General features: G+C 30.7%; 21 protein-coding genes. 5 read left to right on the top strand and 16 right to left on the bottom strand.

Going from position 1 to position 18,980, the window contains the following annotated elements:
- The 8 genes from nirB to BDW25_RS05600 all read right to left on the bottom strand — a co-directional run bounded on the left by nirB (nt 1) and on the right by BDW25_RS05600 (nt 7,029).
- On the bottom strand, nt 1-2,406 hold the full coding sequence (gene nirB / locus BDW25_RS05635) for a nitrite reductase large subunit NirB (protein ID WP_133945086.1): 2,406 nt from the start codon (nt 2,404-2,406) through the stop codon (nt 1-3).
- 210 nt (nt 2,407-2,616) lie between these two features.
- Entirely contained in the window at nt 2,617-3,330 is a 714-nt protein-coding gene (locus tag BDW25_RS05630) for a sirohydrochlorin chelatase (protein ID WP_071859928.1), read from the bottom strand.
- A 124-nt stretch (nt 3,331-3,454) separates the two neighbouring features.
- Nucleotides 3,455-4,273, bottom strand: coding sequence for a formate/nitrite transporter family protein (locus tag BDW25_RS05625; RefSeq protein WP_002448547.1), 819 nt, complete (start codon nt 4,271-4,273; stop codon nt 3,455-3,457).
- A gap of 124 nt (nt 4,274-4,397) precedes the next feature.
- Entirely contained in the window at nt 4,398-4,580 is a 183-nt protein-coding gene (locus tag BDW25_RS05620) for a hypothetical protein (protein ID WP_002448340.1), read from the bottom strand.
- A gap of 71 nt (nt 4,581-4,651) precedes the next feature.
- On the bottom strand, nt 4,652-5,122 hold the full coding sequence (locus BDW25_RS05615; protein ID WP_133945083.1) for an SRPBCC family protein: 471 nt from the start codon (nt 5,120-5,122) through the stop codon (nt 4,652-4,654).
- Nucleotides 5,123-5,233: 111 nt separating this feature from the next.
- Complete coding sequence (locus BDW25_RS05610) at nt 5,234-5,749, bottom strand: YceI family protein (protein ID WP_002448482.1); 516 nt, start codon at nt 5,747-5,749, stop codon at nt 5,234-5,236.
- 299 nt (nt 5,750-6,048) lie between these two features.
- A complete protein-coding gene (locus BDW25_RS05605; RefSeq protein WP_002448447.1) occupies nt 6,049-6,645 on the bottom strand; it encodes a thioredoxin domain-containing protein in 597 nt (198 codons plus the stop codon).
- Between the two features lie 24 nt (nt 6,646-6,669).
- Complete coding sequence (locus tag BDW25_RS05600; RefSeq protein ID WP_133945081.1) at nt 6,670-7,029, bottom strand: DUF4467 domain-containing protein; 360 nt, start codon at nt 7,027-7,029, stop codon at nt 6,670-6,672.
- Nucleotides 7,030-7,296: 267 nt separating this feature from the next.
- On the opposite strand from BDW25_RS05600, the gene BDW25_RS05595 reads away from it, so the two are divergent.
- Entirely contained in the window at nt 7,297-8,544 is a 1,248-nt protein-coding gene (locus BDW25_RS05595) for an aminoacyltransferase (protein WP_002454905.1), read from the top strand.
- A gap of 40 nt (nt 8,545-8,584) precedes the next feature.
- Nucleotides 8,585-9,007 carry a MaoC/PaaZ C-terminal domain-containing protein gene (locus BDW25_RS05590; protein WP_002448363.1) on the top strand — a complete coding sequence of 141 codons (423 nt, stop codon included), beginning with the start codon at nt 8,585-8,587 and terminating at the stop codon, nt 9,005-9,007.
- Nucleotides 9,008-9,108: 101 nt separating this feature from the next.
- Here BDW25_RS05590 and BDW25_RS05585 read toward each other — a convergent pair whose 3' ends face one another.
- The 4 genes from BDW25_RS05585 to BDW25_RS05570 form a co-directional block, all read right to left on the bottom strand.
- Complete coding sequence (locus BDW25_RS05585) at nt 9,109-9,840, bottom strand: amino acid ABC transporter ATP-binding protein (protein WP_002448438.1); 732 nt, start codon at nt 9,838-9,840, stop codon at nt 9,109-9,111.
- Nucleotides 9,837-10,556 (bottom strand): amino acid ABC transporter permease, encoded by a 720-nt coding sequence (locus BDW25_RS05580; RefSeq protein ID WP_002448600.1) that lies wholly within the window; start codon nt 10,554-10,556, stop codon nt 9,837-9,839. The genes BDW25_RS05585 and BDW25_RS05580 overlap by 4 nt, the downstream gene beginning before the upstream one ends.
- Nucleotides 10,537-11,337 (bottom strand): transporter substrate-binding domain-containing protein, encoded by an 801-nt coding sequence (locus BDW25_RS05575; protein ID WP_002448333.1) that lies wholly within the window; start codon nt 11,335-11,337, stop codon nt 10,537-10,539. Before BDW25_RS05575 ends, BDW25_RS05580 begins: the two co-directional genes overlap by 20 nt.
- A gap of 118 nt (nt 11,338-11,455) precedes the next feature.
- Nucleotides 11,456-12,895, bottom strand: coding sequence for an MDR family MFS transporter (locus BDW25_RS05570; RefSeq protein ID WP_077699993.1), 1,440 nt, complete (start codon nt 12,893-12,895; stop codon nt 11,456-11,458).
- Between the two features lie 94 nt (nt 12,896-12,989).
- Here BDW25_RS05570 and BDW25_RS05565 point away from each other — a divergent pair, with 94 nt between their 5' ends.
- Nucleotides 12,990-13,088, top strand: a complete 99-nt coding sequence (locus BDW25_RS05565; protein ID WP_100066500.1) for a putative metal homeostasis protein — start codon at nt 12,990-12,992, stop codon at nt 13,086-13,088.
- Between the two features lie 133 nt (nt 13,089-13,221).
- Here BDW25_RS05565 and BDW25_RS05560 read toward each other — a convergent pair whose 3' ends face one another.
- Entirely contained in the window at nt 13,222-13,908 is a 687-nt protein-coding gene (locus tag BDW25_RS05560; RefSeq protein WP_002448565.1) for a 2,3-diphosphoglycerate-dependent phosphoglycerate mutase, read from the bottom strand.
- A 348-nt stretch (nt 13,909-14,256) separates the two neighbouring features.
- Here BDW25_RS05560 and BDW25_RS05555 point away from each other — a divergent pair, with 348 nt between their 5' ends.
- Entirely contained in the window at nt 14,257-14,694 is a 438-nt protein-coding gene (locus tag BDW25_RS05555; protein ID WP_133945079.1) for an aggregation-promoting factor C-terminal-like domain-containing protein, read from the top strand.
- Between the two features lie 40 nt (nt 14,695-14,734).
- Here BDW25_RS05555 and BDW25_RS05550 read toward each other — a convergent pair whose 3' ends face one another.
- The 3 genes from BDW25_RS05550 to BDW25_RS05540 all read right to left on the bottom strand — a co-directional run bounded on the left by BDW25_RS05550 (nt 14,735) and on the right by BDW25_RS05540 (nt 17,670).
- Complete coding sequence (locus tag BDW25_RS05550) at nt 14,735-15,610, bottom strand: cation diffusion facilitator family transporter (protein ID WP_071859921.1); 876 nt, start codon at nt 15,608-15,610, stop codon at nt 14,735-14,737.
- A gap of 180 nt (nt 15,611-15,790) precedes the next feature.
- The gene (locus tag BDW25_RS05545; RefSeq protein ID WP_049334685.1) at nt 15,791-16,171 is read right to left on the bottom strand and encodes a GtrA family protein; all 381 of its coding nucleotides are present in this window, start codon (nt 16,169-16,171) and stop codon (nt 15,791-15,793) included.
- 2 nt (nt 16,172-16,173) lie between these two features.
- A complete protein-coding gene (locus BDW25_RS05540; RefSeq protein WP_133945077.1) occupies nt 16,174-17,670 on the bottom strand; it encodes a hypothetical protein in 1,497 nt (498 codons plus the stop codon).
- A 150-nt stretch (nt 17,671-17,820) separates the two neighbouring features.
- Here BDW25_RS05540 and BDW25_RS05535 point away from each other — a divergent pair, with 150 nt between their 5' ends.
- Nucleotides 17,821-18,966 carry a glycerate kinase gene (locus tag BDW25_RS05535; protein WP_133945075.1) on the top strand — a complete coding sequence of 382 codons (1,146 nt, stop codon included), beginning with the start codon at nt 17,821-17,823 and terminating at the stop codon, nt 18,964-18,966.
- Nucleotides 18,967-18,980: the final 14 nt, after the last annotated feature.

Here is an 18,980-nt window from a genome sequence, read left to right as displayed (position 1 = left end):
TCACACTTTCTCGACTTCAAATATTTTTTGTGATTCTTTATTTTCAACAATAGCTTCCCAAGGTTCTTCTTCAAGTGCTTGTTTAGCATCCATAATTCTATCAAAAAGTTCTTTTTGACGTTGTTCATCTAAAAGCACTTCTTTAACATGATCAAATCCTAGTCGTTTAAGCCATGGTGCTGTTCGTTCAGCATATATTCCAGTCTCTCTGTAATATTGCATAAGCGCACCACACAGTTGTACCACTTGATCTTCTGTTTCAACAGTAGTGAGTAATTGACCTACAGTGACCTCTGTGCCACCGTTACCACCAATATAAATTTGATAGCCATTTTCTACTGAAATGACACCAAAGTCTTTAACACCTGATTCTACACAGCTTCTTGGACAACCAGAGACACCCATTTTAAATTTATGAGGTGTGTCTATGTATTCAAATGTTTTTTCTAATCGAATACCTAAACGTGTAGTATATTGTGTACCAAATCGACAGAATTCCTTACCAACACAACTTTTCACAGAACGCGTTTTCTTACCATATGCAGAGGCAGAGCGCATACCTAAATCTTTCCAAACCTTTGGTAACTCATCTTTTTTAAGACCATATAATCCTACACGCTGAGACCCTGTTACTTTAACAAGAGGCACGTTATATTTTTTCGCTACTTCACCTAAACGAATTAATTGGTCAGCATCTGTGACACCACCACGCATTTGTGGAATCACTGAGAAAGTACCATCATTTTGAATATTTGCATGATAACGTTCGTTCGCAAATCTTGATGCTTTTTCATCTTGGTGTTCATGAGGATATACCATATTTAGATAATAGTTAATAGCTGGGCGACATTTTGGACAACCATTTTTATCTTTAAAATCAAGTACGTGACGAACTTCTTTTGACGTTTTTAAACCTTTAGCTCTAATTTGGGTAACAATTTCATCACGTGTCAAATCAGTACATGCACAAATACCTGTTGGTTTAGCAGCTACAAATTCATCACCTAATGTACATTTTAGTATTTCTCCAATTTGTCCTTTACATTTACCACAAGAATTTCCTGCTTTGGTTGTTTTTGTAACCTCATCTACAGTAGTTAATCCTTTTGTTGTAATTGCGTTGACAATCGTACCTTTATCTACACCATTACAACCACAAATTGTTTCATCATCAGGCATATCTGCTATTGAAGTTCCACTTTCTTCTCCGCCTTTATGAAGAAGTGACACTAGTGTATAGTCCTCTAGTGATTCATGTTTTTTCATCATACTATAAAATCTTGAACCATCATCTGTATCGCCATATAAAACGGCACCTACTACTCGACCATCACTTAGATAGACTTTTTTGTAAATATTATCTACACTGTTAAAGATTTCGATGCCATGTACAGTGTCATCTTCAACGATTTGTCCTGCACTATATAAATCACAACCTGATACTTTTAAAGACGTAAATGTCGTAGAACCTTTATATCCTTCAGTCTCATTACCTGTTAAATAATCAGCAAGCACTTTACCTTGTTCATAAAGAGGTGCAACTAAACCATATACTTTACCATTGTGTTCTGCGCATTCACCCACGGCATAGATATGTTCATCAGATGTTTGCAAGTAATCATTAACGACGATACCTCGATTCACTTCTAATCCCGCTTCACGAGCTACTTCGGTAAATGGACGTATACCAACAGCCATAACGACTAAATCTGTTTCTATTACTCTACCATCAGCTAGCTTAATAGCTTCTACATCATCTGTTCCTATAATTTCTTTAGAATTTGCTTGTAGTTCAATATGCATGCCTTGACGTTCTAAATCAGCTTTTAACATATCTCCAGCTTTACGGTCTAATTGCATTTCCATCAGCCATTCTGCTAAGTGAAGAACTGTTACATCCATACCTTGATCCATTAATCCTCTTGCACATTCTAATCCAAGAAGACCTCCACCAATAACAATGGCACGTTGTTTTGTTTTAGCAATTTCAATCATACGCTCAGTATCTTCAATTGTGCGCCAACCGATGACACTTGGTAATTCTGATCCAGGTATAGGTAAAACAAATGCCTTTGAACCCGTCGCAAAGATACAGATATCATAAGCTACAGTGATACCTTTAGACGTAGTGACCGTTTTGGATTGTCTATCTACTTTTTCAACTGGATCATCTACAATTAGTTCAATATGATGTTCTTTATACCAGTCATAAGTGTTCATAATCGTTTCTTCAACTGTCATTTTCTTTTGTAAAATATTGGATAACATGATTCGATTATAATTAGGATAAGGTTCTTTACCAATAATTGTAATGTCAAATTGAGAATCTGAACGCTCTAAAATTTCTTCAATTGTTCTTAAACCAGCCATACCATTACCAATCATTACGAGTTTTTGTTTAGCCATATCAATGCCCCTTTTATTATATTTAATTATTATTAACTTCAAATAGTTTTGAACTCACTATTCTTTACAAGGCTATTTTATACCATATTCTTTTAAATTTGTGATTATTTTCACATTTAAATGTAAAATCGGGGATTTCCCTAATAAAAAACACCTTTCATTACATAAGTGAGGATTTAGCACTCATATAATGAAAGATGTATGTAGTTACTATACTGTTAATTCTTTTAATCGCTCTCGAATAATCGATTTTAAAATAGGGTCGAAATTAATAGACGGAGTCATGTGCAATTCATTAGCAATATCCATCTCTGATATAAGACCTTTTACTTTATTAACTAAACGTCCATCATATAAAAACATTGGAACCACAATAAGATGATGATATTGTCTTGAAAGTTGATCTAAATCATTTTTAAACGTAATATCTCCATATAACGTACGGCAATATATAGGTTTGTCTTGCTTAAACTTAGTACTCAATTCTTTTAGTTCATCATGTGCTTTAGTATAAGAAAAGCTACCATGTGCAATCAATACAACTGCCACATCTGACTCTTCTTTTATATCCACATCATTAATACGTTGTTCTACTAAATCTACCATATATGGATGCGTACCAAGAGGTGCACTAATTTCATAGGTTATATTTGGATGTGCTTGTTTAATGTTTCTTAACATCTCTGGAATGTCTACAATATAATGCATAGCTGAAAATATAAGTAAAGGTACAACTTTAAATTGCGTTTCTCCTTTTTCTATTAAATTAATAATCGTATTTTCAACACTTTTTTCTTCACTTTCAATAAAAGCAAGCTCATAAGCGTAAGTTTCATCTTGTAATAAACTATCTATAAATTCACCGAGTGCTTTATTTTGATCTCCTTTTCTCATGCCATGAGCTACTAGAATATTCGCAACCAAATGGTTTCCCCCTTATTATTTTAATGTTGATTAAAATAATAAGATTTTCTGAATATTAAGTCAATATGTTGGGGATTAAAAGAGCGGAAATGTCTCTCGATATTTCCGCTCTTTGATCGTCTTACTATGCTTTTATACTGTCTCTTTTTCCGTTTAAATAGGCATAAACAAGCCCTACAAAAATACCTCCACCAATATAGTTACCTACAAAAGCAAATACTATATTTTTTAGCACATCTATCCATGATAATGCATCACTATTATAAAAAATCATTCCTGCATATAATCCAGCATTAAATACAACGTGTTCATATCCCATAAACACAAATACTATAACACCAACAGCAATGAAAAATGCGCGAGCTAAACCTTCTTTAAAAAGCATTGAAACATAAATACCAATATTAATAAAGAAGTTACAGAATATCCCTTTGATAAGAATATTTAACCAAGTTGATTCTACCGTTTTTAAATGTACTGTTTTACTTAGACTTGCAACCATTTCAGGTGTCATCACATGTGTACCCTTCATTAATAAGAATAAAATAAACCCACCTATAATATTTCCAATAAAACAAAATAAGAATATGTATAACATTTTTTTAACTGCAATGACTTTGTAGTACCATCCGACAGTTAAATACATAAAATTACTAGTAAGTAATTCTGAATTAGTTAGAACAATAAGAACTAAAGCTAAACTAAATGAGATTGCTCCTAATAAATTAACAAGTCCATCATTTGTTCCTGCAAACTGTGTTTTGATTGCTAACATAAATACTGTAACAATAGCTAGTAAAAATCCTGACATCATTGACTTTAGTAAATATCGTCCAGGTGTTTGAGTTGCCATAACTTCTTTCATTTGTACCTGTCTTACAGCCGCTTTAATAAGATCTTTTGTAGTATATGTATCTTCAATTGTTGTATGGTTACTTGTCATATTCCCTCTCCTTAATTCATTTATAATTTTATATTATATATAGTAACGTGCATTTTGAATAGAGGAGATTAAAAAAGAGCAACATATGGAGGTTTATTTTCCATATCTTGCTCTTGTCATGATATTAATGTGCTTTTTTTAATTTTGAAAAATAACGTAATCCTGAAGCAAAAATACCATAGCCTAATGCCGTTCTTAAAATATATTTTATGACGCCATTATTTAAACACTTTGAATTAATTAATAATGTTGGAATTAAAGTACTAATTGAAAATAATCCCAGCACTTTTAAATATCTTTCTTTCATACTATATCATCCTCTTTTCAATATTATTATAACTTAAAAGTTCAATTTAATTTTGACATCCTCGTGACGATTTATTCATTAAGTAAGACTTCTAGTTGATCTAATGTTGAATTCATACCTGCTTCTATTCCCATACCTACTGCTTGTTGAGCTGCTTCTTTAGTTGGAAACATTGACGTAGATGTAACAGTAGTCATTTGTTTATTATCTGAATTAAAATTGATTGAAATATGCATACCAGGTAAACGCGTATCTTTTTCTCCCTCAGGTGTAGCAAAGTAATCAAAGTATTCAAGATACTTCGGACGATCCACTTTTCGATATTCAGTTAATGTATAGCTTGTCTGTTCTGAGGTTTCTATAGCAAAGAAGGATTCCCCGCCTTCTTCAGTATTAAAACGATATACTTTTGTCTTAGCGCCTTGAGGATGAAACCATCGCTCAAATAACGATGGATTTGTATAGGCATCAAATACATCATTGATAGGAGCTTTAAATGTTCTTTTAAAAATAATTTTATTTTCTTTTACTTCAATTGACATCGTTATCTCTCCTGATTTTTAAAATGATAATTCCTATAGTTTAGCAACTATTATATTTTAAGACAATAAAAAAACAGGCAAAGTTAGAACCTTGCCTGTTTTTTAACTTTATTATTCTTCAATAGGAAATTCTAAATCGAATTCCACATTTAATATTTTACCTAATAAAAAACCGCCAGTTTCTAATGGTTGGTTAAATGTAACACCATATTTTTCACGATCAAGTTCACCAGTAATAACTAAACCTGCTGTATTCTTATTATTAAGTGGGTTTAAGCTAATACCTTTATAATCTAAATCAAATGTTTCTTTTTGTGTTTGATCTTTAATTGTTACATTACCAGTAACTGAATGATCATCAACACTAATAATTTCAAATTTAATTTCAGGATATTGTTCAACGTTTAAGAAATCTTCACTTTTAAGATGATTATCACGATCTTCTACTTTAGTATCAATAGAATTAGCTTGAACAGTAAAAGTTCCTTTTAAAGAACTTAAATCATGAAAGTCACCTGTAATATCTGCATCAAAATCGTTAAAACGTCCTTTTACATTACTAATTACAAGGTGTTGTATTGAGAAATTCACACCTGAATGAACTGGATCTAAATTAAAGTTAGCCATTTATTTTCCCTCCAATAGTGAAATGATAAAATAATATTATTCAATTTATTTATCTTTTATTTTGATATAATTATTATACTTAGTATATTAAATAAATCTAACAAAAATTACAAACTAAGCGACTTAATTAAAATATATTAATTGTGCTGATTTTGTTTCTTTTATTTGTATTCCCTTTTTTTATAAAAATAATGATTTTGAATGTAAAATTTTTAAATATGTCTTAAACGATATAAAAACATAATTAAAAGACCTAATTTAATATTTAAACAACATTAAGTTAGATCTTTTGTATTATGCTATAAATATTTTTTCCATTCTTTGATTTTATAAGGATCTTTTACTTTTTTACCATTGATAAAAACTGTTGGAACGGATTGAATATGATTTTCTTTTGTTAACTTTTTCTGTTTTTCTGCTTCCTTCCAAGCATCGCTGTTTTTAGTTTTATACTCTTTTTTAATGCGATCTTTTTGTTTTTGAGAAATATCTAATTGATCAATTTCTTTGTCAAGTAATGTTTCAGTAATCCAATGTTTTTTTTCATCTTGTTGATGAGCATATATATTTTTTTGGAATGTAAGATATTCTTTGGGTGCAATAGCTTGAATAGCATTCCCTGCTCTAGAGCCCATTAATGAATCTTTTCCAAGAAAACTTGCATTAATAAATTGATATTCCACTTTATTTGTATCAATATAATCTTTTTTTATGATAGGCATGACGTTATCTTCAATTTTTTTGCAATAAGGACATTTATAGTCTCCATATTCTACAATTAAAATTTTTCCATTTCTCGTATGAGCTGGGGTTGTTTCTTTTTTCTTTTGAGAGCAAGCGACAACGATAATGATTAAACATATGATCGCAGCTCCAATAAAAATCAATTTTTTCATATATACTCCTTGAGACTGTTTCAGTTAATTAAGATTTTCTTCTTTATAATCCGAATCATGTGTACTAATATATTGTTTCGTATCAAAGTGCTCTAAATAGGTTGCCTTCTTGTCTTTAAATTGATATGTATAATAATGCATTTCATCGTTATTGTTTAACGGTCTATATGCTAATACAACATACTTACCTTTTTCATACACATATATATTAGCGTCTTTTTTATCAAAATGTTTTACTACATCGCCTTGTTCATTCTTAGCAAGTCGTTTTTGTTTTTTATCTTGTAGTTTTACAGCTTTATCTATTTTATTAGCATATTCATCATTACCGCAGCCCGCTAGCAATATGACACATACACTTAATGATAAAATCAATCTTTTCAAATATGTTCACTCCTACTTTTTCTAATCTAACTTAATATAACTCTTACTATTATACTATGCATATATTGATTATCATACAGTGGTTTTGCAATATAAACTAGACTATTAAAAAATATTATATTTTAAGTTTTATAGTTATATATTTTAAAAAATAATTATTATCTAATACTAAAGTATGAGTAAATTAATTTACTAAATGTGTGTAATAATAGAACTAATTTGATAAAATAGTTTAGAATTCTTAAAAATACAGAGGAGTAGATAATCATGAAATTCGTAAGTTTAACACCTGAAGAATTTGAAAAATTCACATCCGAACATTTTTCTCACTATACACAATCTCGAATACACTTTGATAATAGAAATGAGATGAAACATGATGTACATGTTGTAGGTGTTAAAGATGATAGCGGAGATGTCATTGCTGCAACATTAATGACTGAAGCACGCGCATTAAAATTTTATAAATATTTTTACACACATCGTGGTCCAGTAATGGATTATAGCAATATCAAACTGGTACATTTCTTTTTCAAATCATTAACAGAATATTTGAAAAAACAAAATTGTCTATTTGTTTTAGTAGATCCATATATTTTAGAAAACCTACGTAATGCAGACGGAGAAATCTTAAAAAGCTACGATAATCGTGCGGTGATTAAAACACTTGAAGACTTAGGATATAAACATCAAGGCTGGTCTGTAGGTTATAGTACAATGAGTCAAATTCGTTGGTTGTCTGTACTTGATCTTAAAGATAAAACTGAAGACCAATTACTAAAAGAAATGGACTATCAAACACGTCGTAATATTAAAAAGACGTATGAAATGGGCGTAAAAGTTAAAACATTACCTATGGAAGACACACATACTTTCTTCGAACTGTTCCAAATGGCTGAAGAAAAACATGGCTTTAAATTTAGAGATGAGCCTTATTTCTATGAAATGCAAAAAACATATAAAGATCATGCCATGCTAAAATTAGCTTATATCGATTTAAAAGATTATTTGTCTACTCTACAACATAAACATGAGGATTTAACAAAACAACTTACTGAAATTGAAGAAGCTTTAAAAGAAAGCCCTAACTCTAAAAAGAACAAAAATAAACGTAATCAACTTCAACAACAATTTGATAGCAATGAACGTAAAATAAACCAAACAAAAGATAAAATTGCAGCAGAAGGTGAAGTATTAAATCTAGCAGCTGCATTATATATCTACAATGAACATGAAGTATATTATTTATCTAGTGGTTCTAACCCAAAATATAATGAATATATGGGAGCCTATCGTTTACAGTGGGAAATGATTAAATTTGCTAAAGAGCATAACATTGACCGTTACAACTTCTATGGTATTACTGGAGACTTTAGTGAAAATGCTGAAGATTATGGTGTCCAACAGTTCAAAAAAGGCTTTAATGCTGGTGTTTATGAATATATTGGTGACTTCATTAAACCAATTAAACCTGTTCTTTATCATACTCAACAATGGATCAAAAACAGAAGATAATCATTGCATTATAAGTATACTTTAAGGTAGGCATATAACTATGAAATACAGTATGTTTTCTATAGGAGATACATTCATTAGTAAACATTACAAAATAACTGAGAAAGAAATATTAGAGTTTGCTCATCAATTTGACCCTCAATATATGCATCTAGATAAGAAAAAAGCAGGTCAAGGAATGTATAAAGGGATTATAGCATCAGGTATGCATACCCTTTCTCTTTCCTTTAAACTTTGGATTGAAGAAAACAAATATGAAGAAGACATTATAGCAGGGACTCATTTAAATAATGTAACCTTTATTAAACCTGTCTATCCAAATGACAACTTATATGTAAAAGTTAAAGTTTTAGATAAAAAATTGAAAAAACAATTTGGTAGTTTAACCGTTGAAATTATGACATTTAATCAATATGAGAATAAAGTACTTCAATTTGAGCTTACTGTTTTACTATCAGTTTAAAATATAAATATTTCTAAAATCTATTTATCTGAAGAAAGAAAGCATTATTCAATAAAAAGAATCGTCGTTCAAGATGAAATATCTCAAACGACGATTCTTTTTTAATTTTCATTAATCACATTTAAAAAACGTTTTAATTCATCAGTTTTAGGGTGATCAAATAATTCTTCAGGAGAACCTTCTTCACCAATTTCACCGTCATGAATAAATACAACTTTATTAGATACTTCTTTTGCAAAACGCATTGCATGAGTAACTATCACCATCGTCATGCCTTCATTTGCTAATTCTTTAATAACTTTCAACACATCATTTACAAGTTCAGGATCAAGTGCAGATGTAGGTTCATCAAATAACATCACTTTAGGATTCATCGCTAAAGCTCTCGCAATCGCCACACGTTGTTGTTGACCACCAGAGAGTGCATGAGGACGTTGATCTTTAACATGTGTCAAACCTACTTTTTCAAGTAAGTCTAATGCTCTATTTTTAGCTTCTGATTTACTCATTTTCTTTACAGTTACTAAACCTTCCATCACATTTTCTAAAGCCGTTTTATGTGGAAAAAGATTATAACTTTGGAATACCATCCCTGATTGTTTACGTACTTCAATTTGAGATTTCTTATCTTTAGCAGTATAAGTTTTATCATTCACAGTAACGTTGCCTTCAGTTGGAATCTCTAACGCATTAATCATACGCAATAATGTAGTCTTACCCGAACCGGAACGACCAATTAATGTGACAACTTCACCTTTCTTTACATTCAAATCAATACCTTTAATTACTTCTTTATCATTAAAAGATTTATGAATATTGGATAACTCAATCATGCCTTATACCCTCTTTCAATATATGATTCATAGAAGCCTTGGATGACTGAAATAATAAAACAAACAACCCAATACATCACGGCTACGAGAATATAAATTGTAAAGTACTCGTATGTTGTAGAAGCAACTTCTTGCGCTTTACGGAACATTTCAGCTACTAAGATAAATCCTAGTAATGATGTGTCTTTAATTAATCCTAAGAATGTGTTACCTAAAGCTGGAACTGAAACACGAATCGCTTGAGGTAAAATAATACGTTGAATCGTTTGACGATAATTCATTCCAATAGAGTATGCCGCTTCTGTCTGGCCTTTTGGAATAGAAATAATACCACCACGGATAATTTCAGATGCATATGCACCCACATTTAAAGACAATCCAATAATCGCTGAAACAACAGAAGACAATGTCCATTGTTCGTCTGCATTTCCAGTAATTAGACGTCCAAGTTCTGGAATACCATAAAAGATAATAAAGAGTTGTACAATCATTGGTGTCCCACGAATAATAGATACATATACACGTGCAATTCCTCTTAATACTTTACTAGACGAAATACGCATTAACGCCGTAAACAAAGCGATAATCAAACCTAAAATAAATGTCACAATTGTAATTGGAATAGAGTATTTTACTAAACCTTCCAACATGGGTCCAAATGCTTGAGTTGCTGCATCTAATGCGTGTTGTTGTTGACTATTTAGGCTCAGAAACATTTTCACCGAACCATTTCTCACCAATTTTTGCTAGTTCACCGTTCTCTTTAAGTTTTTTCAGACCATCGTTGAAATCAGAAACAACTTTATCATCGACACTTTTAGAGAATGCAAATGCTGATTTATTTTGTTCTGCATCGCCTTTGATTGCTTTAATTTTAGCATTAGGTTTTTGTTTTTTATAATCTAAATAAGATAAGCTATCATTAAAAGTACCATCCACACGTTTAGATAATAATAAATCGATAGACTGGTTGAAACCATCTACTTTAGTGATGTTAGCACCTTTATCTTTAGCAAGTTTTCCATAGTTAGAAGTAAATGTTTGCGCTAATTTTTTACCTTTCACATCATCAAATGATTTAATATTCTTCTCATCATCACGAACAACTAAGACACCACTTGAATAAGTGTAAGGGTTAGAGAATTTATATTTTTCTTTTCTTTCTTTATTGATACCCACTTGGTTTGCAATGACATCAAAACGTTTTGCATCTAAACCAGCAAACATTGAATCCCAAGATGTTTCATTAAATTTAAGTTTATATCCTTCTTCTTTCGCAACAGCTTTAATTACATCAATATCATAACCAGTTAACTGATCTTTTTTGTTGTGGAAAGTAAACGGTGCATAAGTCCCTTCAGTTCCTACACGTAATGTTTTTTTATCACTATTACTGCTACTTGATTTTGAATCACTATTTTTGTCAGATGAACCACTATTACCACATGCGGCTAATACAAAAATAAGTGTCAAAGCTACAAATAAAAGTCTTTTCATTAATAACTCCTCCATATTCCTATTAAATTAGTCAGAATAAATTAATTCTAATCTCATCACTATGAATAGTCAATAACTATTTAAACTATTAAATAAAATAGAATGTTTAGATATGAGGTTAATGCCTTTCTTCATTTAAATCCTTTTTTCGTTTAAGTAAAAAAGTTAATAATAAACTAACGACTGTGATAATGACTGCAAATAAAAAGCCAGAATGATAACCATGTATCATTGCGTCTGTTTGAATGTGTTTCATCATCTCTGTTTTAGCCATTCCTTGATAATCACTGAGTGTCGGTTTAAAATGCTGACTTGCTACACTTAAAATTGTTACTAAACCAGCTGTACCAATAGAACCCGCTACTTGTTGAATTGTATTTGTCATTGAAGATCCATGGGCATTTAATTCTGGAGTGAGTTGGTTCATTGTATGTGTCATTACAGGCATTAATCCTAAAGCAATACCAATCATACGAATCGCATAAATAGTTGCTAAAACAATTGTTGACGTATGCTCATCCATTACTACAAAGTAGGACGTCGTAATCGTTACAATAAGCATACCTATCATTGAAAGTACTCGTGCTCCAAACGTTTCGTATAAACGCCCAGATATGATAGACATGATTGCCATTACAATTGCTCCGGGTAACAATATCAAACCAGAATCAACAGGCGTACGTTGCAACACATTTTGTACAAACATAGGTAATACCGTTTCAGATCCAATCATCGAAATCATCGTTACAGCCATAATAGCAATACCTACTGTGAATTGACTATTTTTAAATACTTTAAAACTTAATAAAGGGGTTTCAAGTCGTTCTTGTCTCCAAATAAATAAAACTACAAAAATAATGCCTAAAATAATAGTGCTCAGAACGACTGGGTCATTCCAACCTTTCTGAGAAATAGAACTTACCCCGTACAACATACCACCAAATCCGATAATAGATAAAATAATGGAGAGCATATCAATGGGTGCTTTTACTTTTACTCCAACGTTTTTAATAAAAATTAAAGCAAGTATAAAGGTCACTGCTGAAATTGGCGCTACAACATAAAACAATGCTCTCCAATTAATGTATTCAACCAAATATCCAGATAATGTAGGTCCAATCGCTGGTGCTAAACCAATCACTAATCCAAACATCCCCATATATTTTCCACGTTCGTGCGGTTCAAATATATCTAATATAGTCGTCATCATTAGTGGCATCATAATACCAGAACCTAATGCTTGGATAATTCTTGCAATTAATAAAGTAATGAAATTAGGGCTAAATCCTCCTAGTAAAGTGCCTAGAAAGAATATAATAATTCCAGTTAAGAAGACCTGTCTTGTTGTATAACGTTGAATAATAAATGCAGATAATGGAATAACTACTCCATTTGTTAGTAAGAAGGCTGTTGTGAGCCATTGTACTTGAGAATATTCAATATGAAAATCTTTCATTATTCTCGGTAATGCTGTGGTCAACAAGGTTTCATTTAATAAACCAAAAAAACCACCTAATAGCATAGTGAAAATCATAATTAACTTTTTACTATGCGACATGGTATCATCTCCTTATTTTTATTTTTAAATCGTAATAATTACTATTTACATAAGCCATCTTTTCCTTTATTCTTTATAAAAAGGAGGAATATTTATGAAACCAGATTTACAAACTGCACGTCGCAACTTAAAAAGTTCTAATATTAAAACACGTAAACGTGCATTAAAGATGATTAAGCAATATCGACGTTAGTTAAAACCGTTTAACTATTTTTATAAGCAATCTTACTCCACTACATTAATAAAAGACTAAAGCACTTCTTTAATGCTTTAGCCTTTTATTCTATCTACTATATTACAATAAATAAAAATTCTTGCTCACACTTTTATAAATAATAATGATTAGTTACTTTTAAATCGTCATCTAATTCATAAATTAACGGTGCGCCTGTTTTAATTTCATAGCCTATAATGTCTTCATCTGATACGTCTTCTAAATATTTAATTAATGCTCGAATAGAGTTACCATGTGCTGCTACAAGTACAGTATCCCCATCTAATAAATGTTGTGAAATATGATCAGTCCAAATTGGGATTACACGCTCTAATGTTGTTTTTAAACTTTCAGAGTAAGGCATCATACGATGATCTAAATGACGATAGCGACGATCATTTAAATAAGATTGACGTTGTTCTTCAGTTTGTGCTGGCGGTAATACATCATAAGAACGTCTCCATTGATGAACTTGTTCTTCACCAAATTCCTTACGGGCATCATCTTTATTTAATCCTTGTAATTTTCCATAGTGTCGTTCGTTCAGACGCCAACTTTTATGAACAGGAATCCATTCTTGATCAGACTCAGCTAATAAATATTGAGTTGTTTCTAATGCTCTTGTTAATAAAGAAGTATAAGCAACATCAATTTCAATTTTGTTTTCTTTTAATTTTTTACCTGAAGTGATGGCTTCATTTCTCCCTTGTTCTGACAGTTGAACATCTTCCCAACCGGTAAATAAATTTTTCGCATTCCATTCACTTTGTCCATGTCGACATAAAATTAATTTTGGCATAATATAACACTCCTTAGATTAATAGAAAGTTAATGAGTATAACGATTGAATTATAAATACTTTCCTCATTATTTAATTTAATATCTATTTATCTTTACATCATTATTATAGAACGATTTCACTTTTTTTCATAATAGGACTACTTCTAATTTAATTCGGAATATATGATAAATGGTTGAGATATTTGTTACTTCGTGTTCATATTTGATAATTATTTTTGATATGACAGTAACCTATGTCATTAAATGAACTGTTATAGTGAACTTACCGTAGTCAACATCTAGATTTATTGGGATGCAATGTTTTAATTCGAACATTAATATCCAAATCACAAAGGAGTTTTTTATCATGAAAAAATCAATTTTTGCATTAATGACAATGCTCTCATTAGGTGCCGCTGGATTAGAAAGTGGCCAGGCACACGCAGAAGAGGTATCAACATCCCCTTCTCAACAACATCAATATCATCAAAGTCATACATCTAATTTAAATATATCAAGTTCAAACACGACCACTTCTAGTACTTCAAGTAGTACACAATCAGTATATCAACGTTTCTTAGCTGCTGGAGGCACAGAAGAAATGTGGGAGAAAATTGTACTTCCTGAATCCGGCGGTAACCCTAATGCATCAAATGGTCAATACCATGGATTAGGCCAAACTAACCAATCATGGGGGTATGGATCAGTGGAAACCCAAACTAAAGGCATGATTCAATATGCAAAAGAACGTTATGGATCAATTGGAGCAGCGATACGTTTTAGAGAATCAAATGGTTGGTGGTAAATTGAATCAAAAAAGAGTAGGAGTATACTCCCGCTCTTTTTTATTTCTCATTTAATGTATTTGGTTCTGGATGAACATATACAGACGATATACCATTATTTTCTAAATGTGTTTCTACTCTATCGCAAATATCATGCGCTTCTTGTAATGATAAATTTGCATCAACTACAATCGTTACATCTAAAAAAATGCTACTGCCGTGATAACGTCCTTTTACATTTTTTACTTCTCTTACATCTGTAACTTCTTGAACAAGACTTCGATATTCTTCTAAATCTTGTTCCTTAAATCCATCACTCAATGCAAAAATTGAATCTTTAAATATCCCAAACCCAGTATAAATAATTAAACACCCTAATACAGTAGCAAGTATTACATCAATGATAGGTAGACCAAATTGTGTAAATAATAATCCAATAGCAGTACCAATACTGACTAAACCGTCAGATAAATTATCTTTTGAGGCCGAGTCTAATGAGCTACTTTTAGTTTGTTTTGCAAGCCTATGATTAATAGCATAAACACCAATCATAATGACACCACTCATCATACTAATAATAATTGTAATAAAATTTGGAATATGTTGTTCATTTGTCAACATTCGAGGTGCATTTTCAATCACTACTTGTATACCTACAAACATAATAATAAATGATACGAGAAGCGTTGAAATATTTTCAGATTTCAAATGACCATAAGGGTGATTTTTATCAGCTGGCTTAATTGAAATCTTTAATCCCACAATAACAGCGATAGAGACAACAATATCAGTCATGTTGTTCAATGCATCTGCTCTTACAGCTGCTGAATCGTACACATACCCAGTAATATATTTTGCAACAGATAAAACGATATAAACAACTAAACTTAAATAAGCGCCTCTTTGCGCCAATTTAAGATTTTCGCTTTGGGTCATATCTAGTTAACCACCTTAAACACTTAGTATTAATAGTATGTATCATCGAAATTTGAATTACAATATTTTTTTATTTCTATTATTTTTATAAAAATAAACTAATTAATTTTTTAGCCAAGCCTAATTTACTATTTATAAAAAAAGAGCTAGAAATACATATTTCTAGCTCTTTCTTAAATTTTAGTCTTTTAAAATCCATTTAGATAATATAAAAGTAATTGGAATTGTAACGATAAGTCCTACAAAGGGTGCAATTTCAGATGGAAAATTAAACCATCTTACAAAGATATATAAAAACAAAGATTGCATTCCCATATTTACTACTTGTGTTAATGGAAAACTTAAAAATTTCTTAAGGGTTGGTTTAACTCTATAAACGAAATAACAATTTAAATAATAAGAAATAATAAAACTTACTATAAATCCAATAATATGACTCACCATATAGTGAACGTGTAATAATTTTAATAAAATGAGATACACTAAATAATAATCAAGTGTATTAATCCCACCCACTATGACGAATTTGATTATTTCATAGTGCGTTTGTTTTAACTTCATAGTTAATCTCCTCTGTCTTCTATTACATTAATATCAAACGGCAGTATTTTAAGTTGTTTATTATTTGAAATTTGATAGTACTCTTTGAAATTTTCCTTTGCGGTTTCTTCAGTTGGAGTCATTTCATAGAAATATGTCTCAAATGGCAAATGTTTTACAATAATTTCATTTCTATGTTGTTGAATTTGAGTTTGAATATTATTTAATCTAGTTTCATATTTAAAATGCACAATCGTAAAAATAGCAATAAATACGAATAATAAACATCCTACACAAATTTTAAGAATATTATCATAGCTTTGTTTTAAAGTATGTAATTCAGTAACTAAAGTAATCAATATCACACACCACATTATATATACAATAAAGAACTGTTGAGACGTTACCTCTGAGATGAAAAAGATAGGTATAGCACTTAAAATAATAGAAATAAAAGCAGCTATTAAAATGATACGATAGTAGCTATCTGTAACTATAATAAAACTAGCCATACTTATACTGACGAAAAAGTTAAAACACAATAAGAAATTAATTAGACCATAACTTGTAATCAACGTTGTTTGATTAAAATTAAAGGGTTCAAAAATAAATATCTTGTATATAGGCAATGCAAGTATGCCAATCATTAACAGAATTTGTCTAATTTTAGAAAACGTTTGAAAGCGAGTATTTTTTATAAGTAACCCAATTATAACAATCGCAATCATAGACACTATAATAATATGATTAAAAAACATATAACGTGGAAGATCATTTAATATTGTAACTCTTAATTTATGAACATAACCTAAGCCATCAATGTGTGCTCTCATTGCTTGAATGTCACTCAGATAATTAATGTACGTCTGGTTAATCAACATGATTAATGTACCACATAATGATAATAGAAACCCTATTAATAAATTAAAGTTAATTTTACGTTTTAAAATAAAATAAGCAATTAATGTCGTGAATAAAGCTAAATTAACGAAAAAAGTTAATGATTCAGTATATAATTGCCCACTGAAACAACTGATCCAAAATAAAATGACATTGTACATTTTTAGTTCATCTTTTATAAATAAAATTTGACTTATAAAATAAAAATGATAGAGAACACATATCATTCCAAAAGCATAACTAAAAAAATAACCAAAGCTTCCATAACTCTCTGAAAAAACTGAATTAGGTATAATAAGTAATAAAATAGTTGCAAGCATGAGATGACGAATTGAAAATGTTTGGCGTATCAATTTGAGTATTAATAAAATAATACTTACTGATATTATTGAATACATAATCATACGTAATATTACCGAACGTACTGCTACAAGCTCAATTAAATTACTAATATAACGTCCATTCAAATTATCAAAATGTTGGTAAAAGGCACTTATGCCTTGAGGACTTCCAAAAAACCAATCGATTCCATGTAAAGGAATGATTAAACCTAAGTAACCGTAAAATAATAATAACCCTATGACCCAGAGGTAAAATTCGTGTTGTTTAAAGTTAGACATTTACACTACTCCTCCACTACAATAATGTTAAATTATAGTGTTTAATCAATTCTATTTAATTAAATACCATTATATACTTTTTTTATATTTTAAGCATTAAATCATTTTAATTTAGATTTTTATTTATAATTTTAATCGGAAGTGATCTCGTTGAACATAAACAAAATTGTTATTGCGACAGATTCATTTAAAGAGAGTATGACTGCTAAACAAGCTGGATTAGCTATAGAACGGGGTTTTAAAAATATATTCGGTGATGCGTTTAAAACAGAGGTTATCCCTATGGCAGATGGTGGTGAAGGTACAACCGAGGCTTTAATAGAAGCATTAGATGCGACAATTCATAGCATTAAAGTACATGATCCACTATTTAGAGAAGTGACTGCATCTTATGCTCGTTCTAGAGATAATCGTGTAGCTATTATTGAAATGGCAGCAGCTTCAGGATTAGATTTAATTCGTACAAATGAACGTAATCCTTTAATTACTACAACATTTGGTGTTGGCGAATTAATTAAAGACGCTCTAAACCATCATGTGACTAAAATTATATTAGGCATAGGAGGAAGTGCAACAAATGATGGTGGTAGTGGTATGCTGACCGCTCTTGGCGTAAAGTTTCTAAACTCTGATAATGAAGAAATTGAACTTGGTGGTGGTGCTCTTGCTCATTTGACCCATATAGATGCGTCAAATTTAGATTATAGATTAAACGACGTTACCTTTGAAGTGGCATGTGATGTTACAAATCCTTTATTAGGCCCTAATGGTGCCACATATATTTATGGACCACAAAAAGGAGCAACTGAAAAGATGATACCAAAGTTGGATTCCGCACTCGCAAATTATCATGATATGATAGAGAAAGCATATCATATCAGTGTTAAAGATATACCCGGTGCTGGAGCTGCCGGTGGATTAGGCGCCGGTATTCTCACTTTCTTCAATGCGTCATTATCTAATGGCATCGATATTGTCTTAAAAGAAACGCAGTTTCTTGAAAGAATTAAAGATGCCGATTTAGTTATTACAGGAGAAGGAAAAATAGATGTACAAACAATTTATGGTAAAACACCTATTGGAGTGGCAAAAGCATCCAAACAATTCGACTTACCTGTGATTGCGATATGCGGTAGTTTGGGAAAAAATTATCAAGCCGTATATCAACATGGAATTGATAGTGTGTTTAGCATTATAGAAACGCCCTCAGAACTACCCTATTTATTAGCACATGGAGAACGATTCTTAACACAAACTGTTGAAAATATTGCTCGATTAATTAAGTTAAATAATTAAAAAGAGGTGAAATC

The sequence above is a fragment of the Staphylococcus sp. AtDRG32 genome (assembly GCF_004365845.1).
GTDB classification, from domain to species: Bacteria; Bacillota; Bacilli; order Staphylococcales; family Staphylococcaceae; genus Staphylococcus; species Staphylococcus hominis.
This window is presented reverse-complemented; position numbering and strand designations above follow the sequence as displayed.

Excerpts from the sequence above, each read along its gene's own strand:
- nirB (WP_133945086.1), bottom strand. The coding sequence starts at position 2,406 with ATGGCTAAACAAAAACTCGTAATGATTGGTAATGGTATGGCTGGTTTA.
- BDW25_RS05625 (WP_002448547.1), bottom strand. The coding sequence starts at position 4,273 with ATGACAAGTAACCATACAACAATTGAAGATACATATACTACAAAAGAT.
- BDW25_RS05620 (WP_002448340.1), bottom strand. The coding sequence starts at position 4,580 with ATGAAAGAAAGATATTTAAAAGTGCTGGGATTATTTTCAATTAGTACT.
- BDW25_RS05615 (WP_133945083.1), bottom strand. The coding sequence starts at position 5,122 with ATGTCAATTGAAGTAAAAGAAAATAAAATTATTTTTAAAAGAACATTT.
- BDW25_RS05610 (WP_002448482.1), bottom strand. The coding sequence starts at position 5,749 with ATGGCTAACTTTAATTTAGATCCAGTTCATTCAGGTGTGAATTTCTCA.
- BDW25_RS05605 (WP_002448447.1), bottom strand. The coding sequence starts at position 6,645 with ATGAAAAAATTGATTTTTATTGGAGCTGCGATCATATGTTTAATCATT.
- BDW25_RS05595 (WP_002454905.1), top strand. The coding sequence starts at position 7,297 with ATGAAATTCGTAAGTTTAACACCTGAAGAATTTGAAAAATTCACATCC.
- BDW25_RS05590 (WP_002448363.1), top strand. The coding sequence starts at position 8,585 with ATGAAATACAGTATGTTTTCTATAGGAGATACATTCATTAGTAAACAT.
- BDW25_RS05585 (WP_002448438.1), bottom strand. The coding sequence starts at position 9,840 with ATGATTGAGTTATCCAATATTCATAAATCTTTTAATGATAAAGAAGTA.
- BDW25_RS05580 (WP_002448600.1), bottom strand. The coding sequence starts at position 10,556 with ATGTTTCTGAGCCTAAATAGTCAACAACAACACGCATTAGATGCAGCA.
- BDW25_RS05575 (WP_002448333.1), bottom strand. The coding sequence starts at position 11,337 with ATGAAAAGACTTTTATTTGTAGCTTTGACACTTATTTTTGTATTAGCC.
- BDW25_RS05570 (WP_077699993.1), bottom strand. The coding sequence starts at position 12,895 with ATGTCGCATAGTAAAAAGTTAATTATGATTTTCACTATGCTATTAGGT.
- BDW25_RS05565 (WP_100066500.1), top strand. The coding sequence starts at position 12,990 with ATGAAACCAGATTTACAAACTGCACGTCGCAACTTAAAAAGTTCTAAT.
- BDW25_RS05560 (WP_002448565.1), bottom strand. The coding sequence starts at position 13,908 with ATGCCAAAATTAATTTTATGTCGACATGGACAAAGTGAATGGAATGCG.
- BDW25_RS05555 (WP_133945079.1), top strand. The coding sequence starts at position 14,257 with ATGAAAAAATCAATTTTTGCATTAATGACAATGCTCTCATTAGGTGCC.
- BDW25_RS05550 (WP_071859921.1), bottom strand. The coding sequence starts at position 15,610 with ATGACCCAAAGCGAAAATCTTAAATTGGCGCAAAGAGGCGCTTATTTA.
- BDW25_RS05545 (WP_049334685.1), bottom strand. The coding sequence starts at position 16,171 with ATGAAGTTAAAACAAACGCACTATGAAATAATCAAATTCGTCATAGTG.
- BDW25_RS05540 (WP_133945077.1), bottom strand. The coding sequence starts at position 17,670 with ATGTCTAACTTTAAACAACACGAATTTTACCTCTGGGTCATAGGGTTA.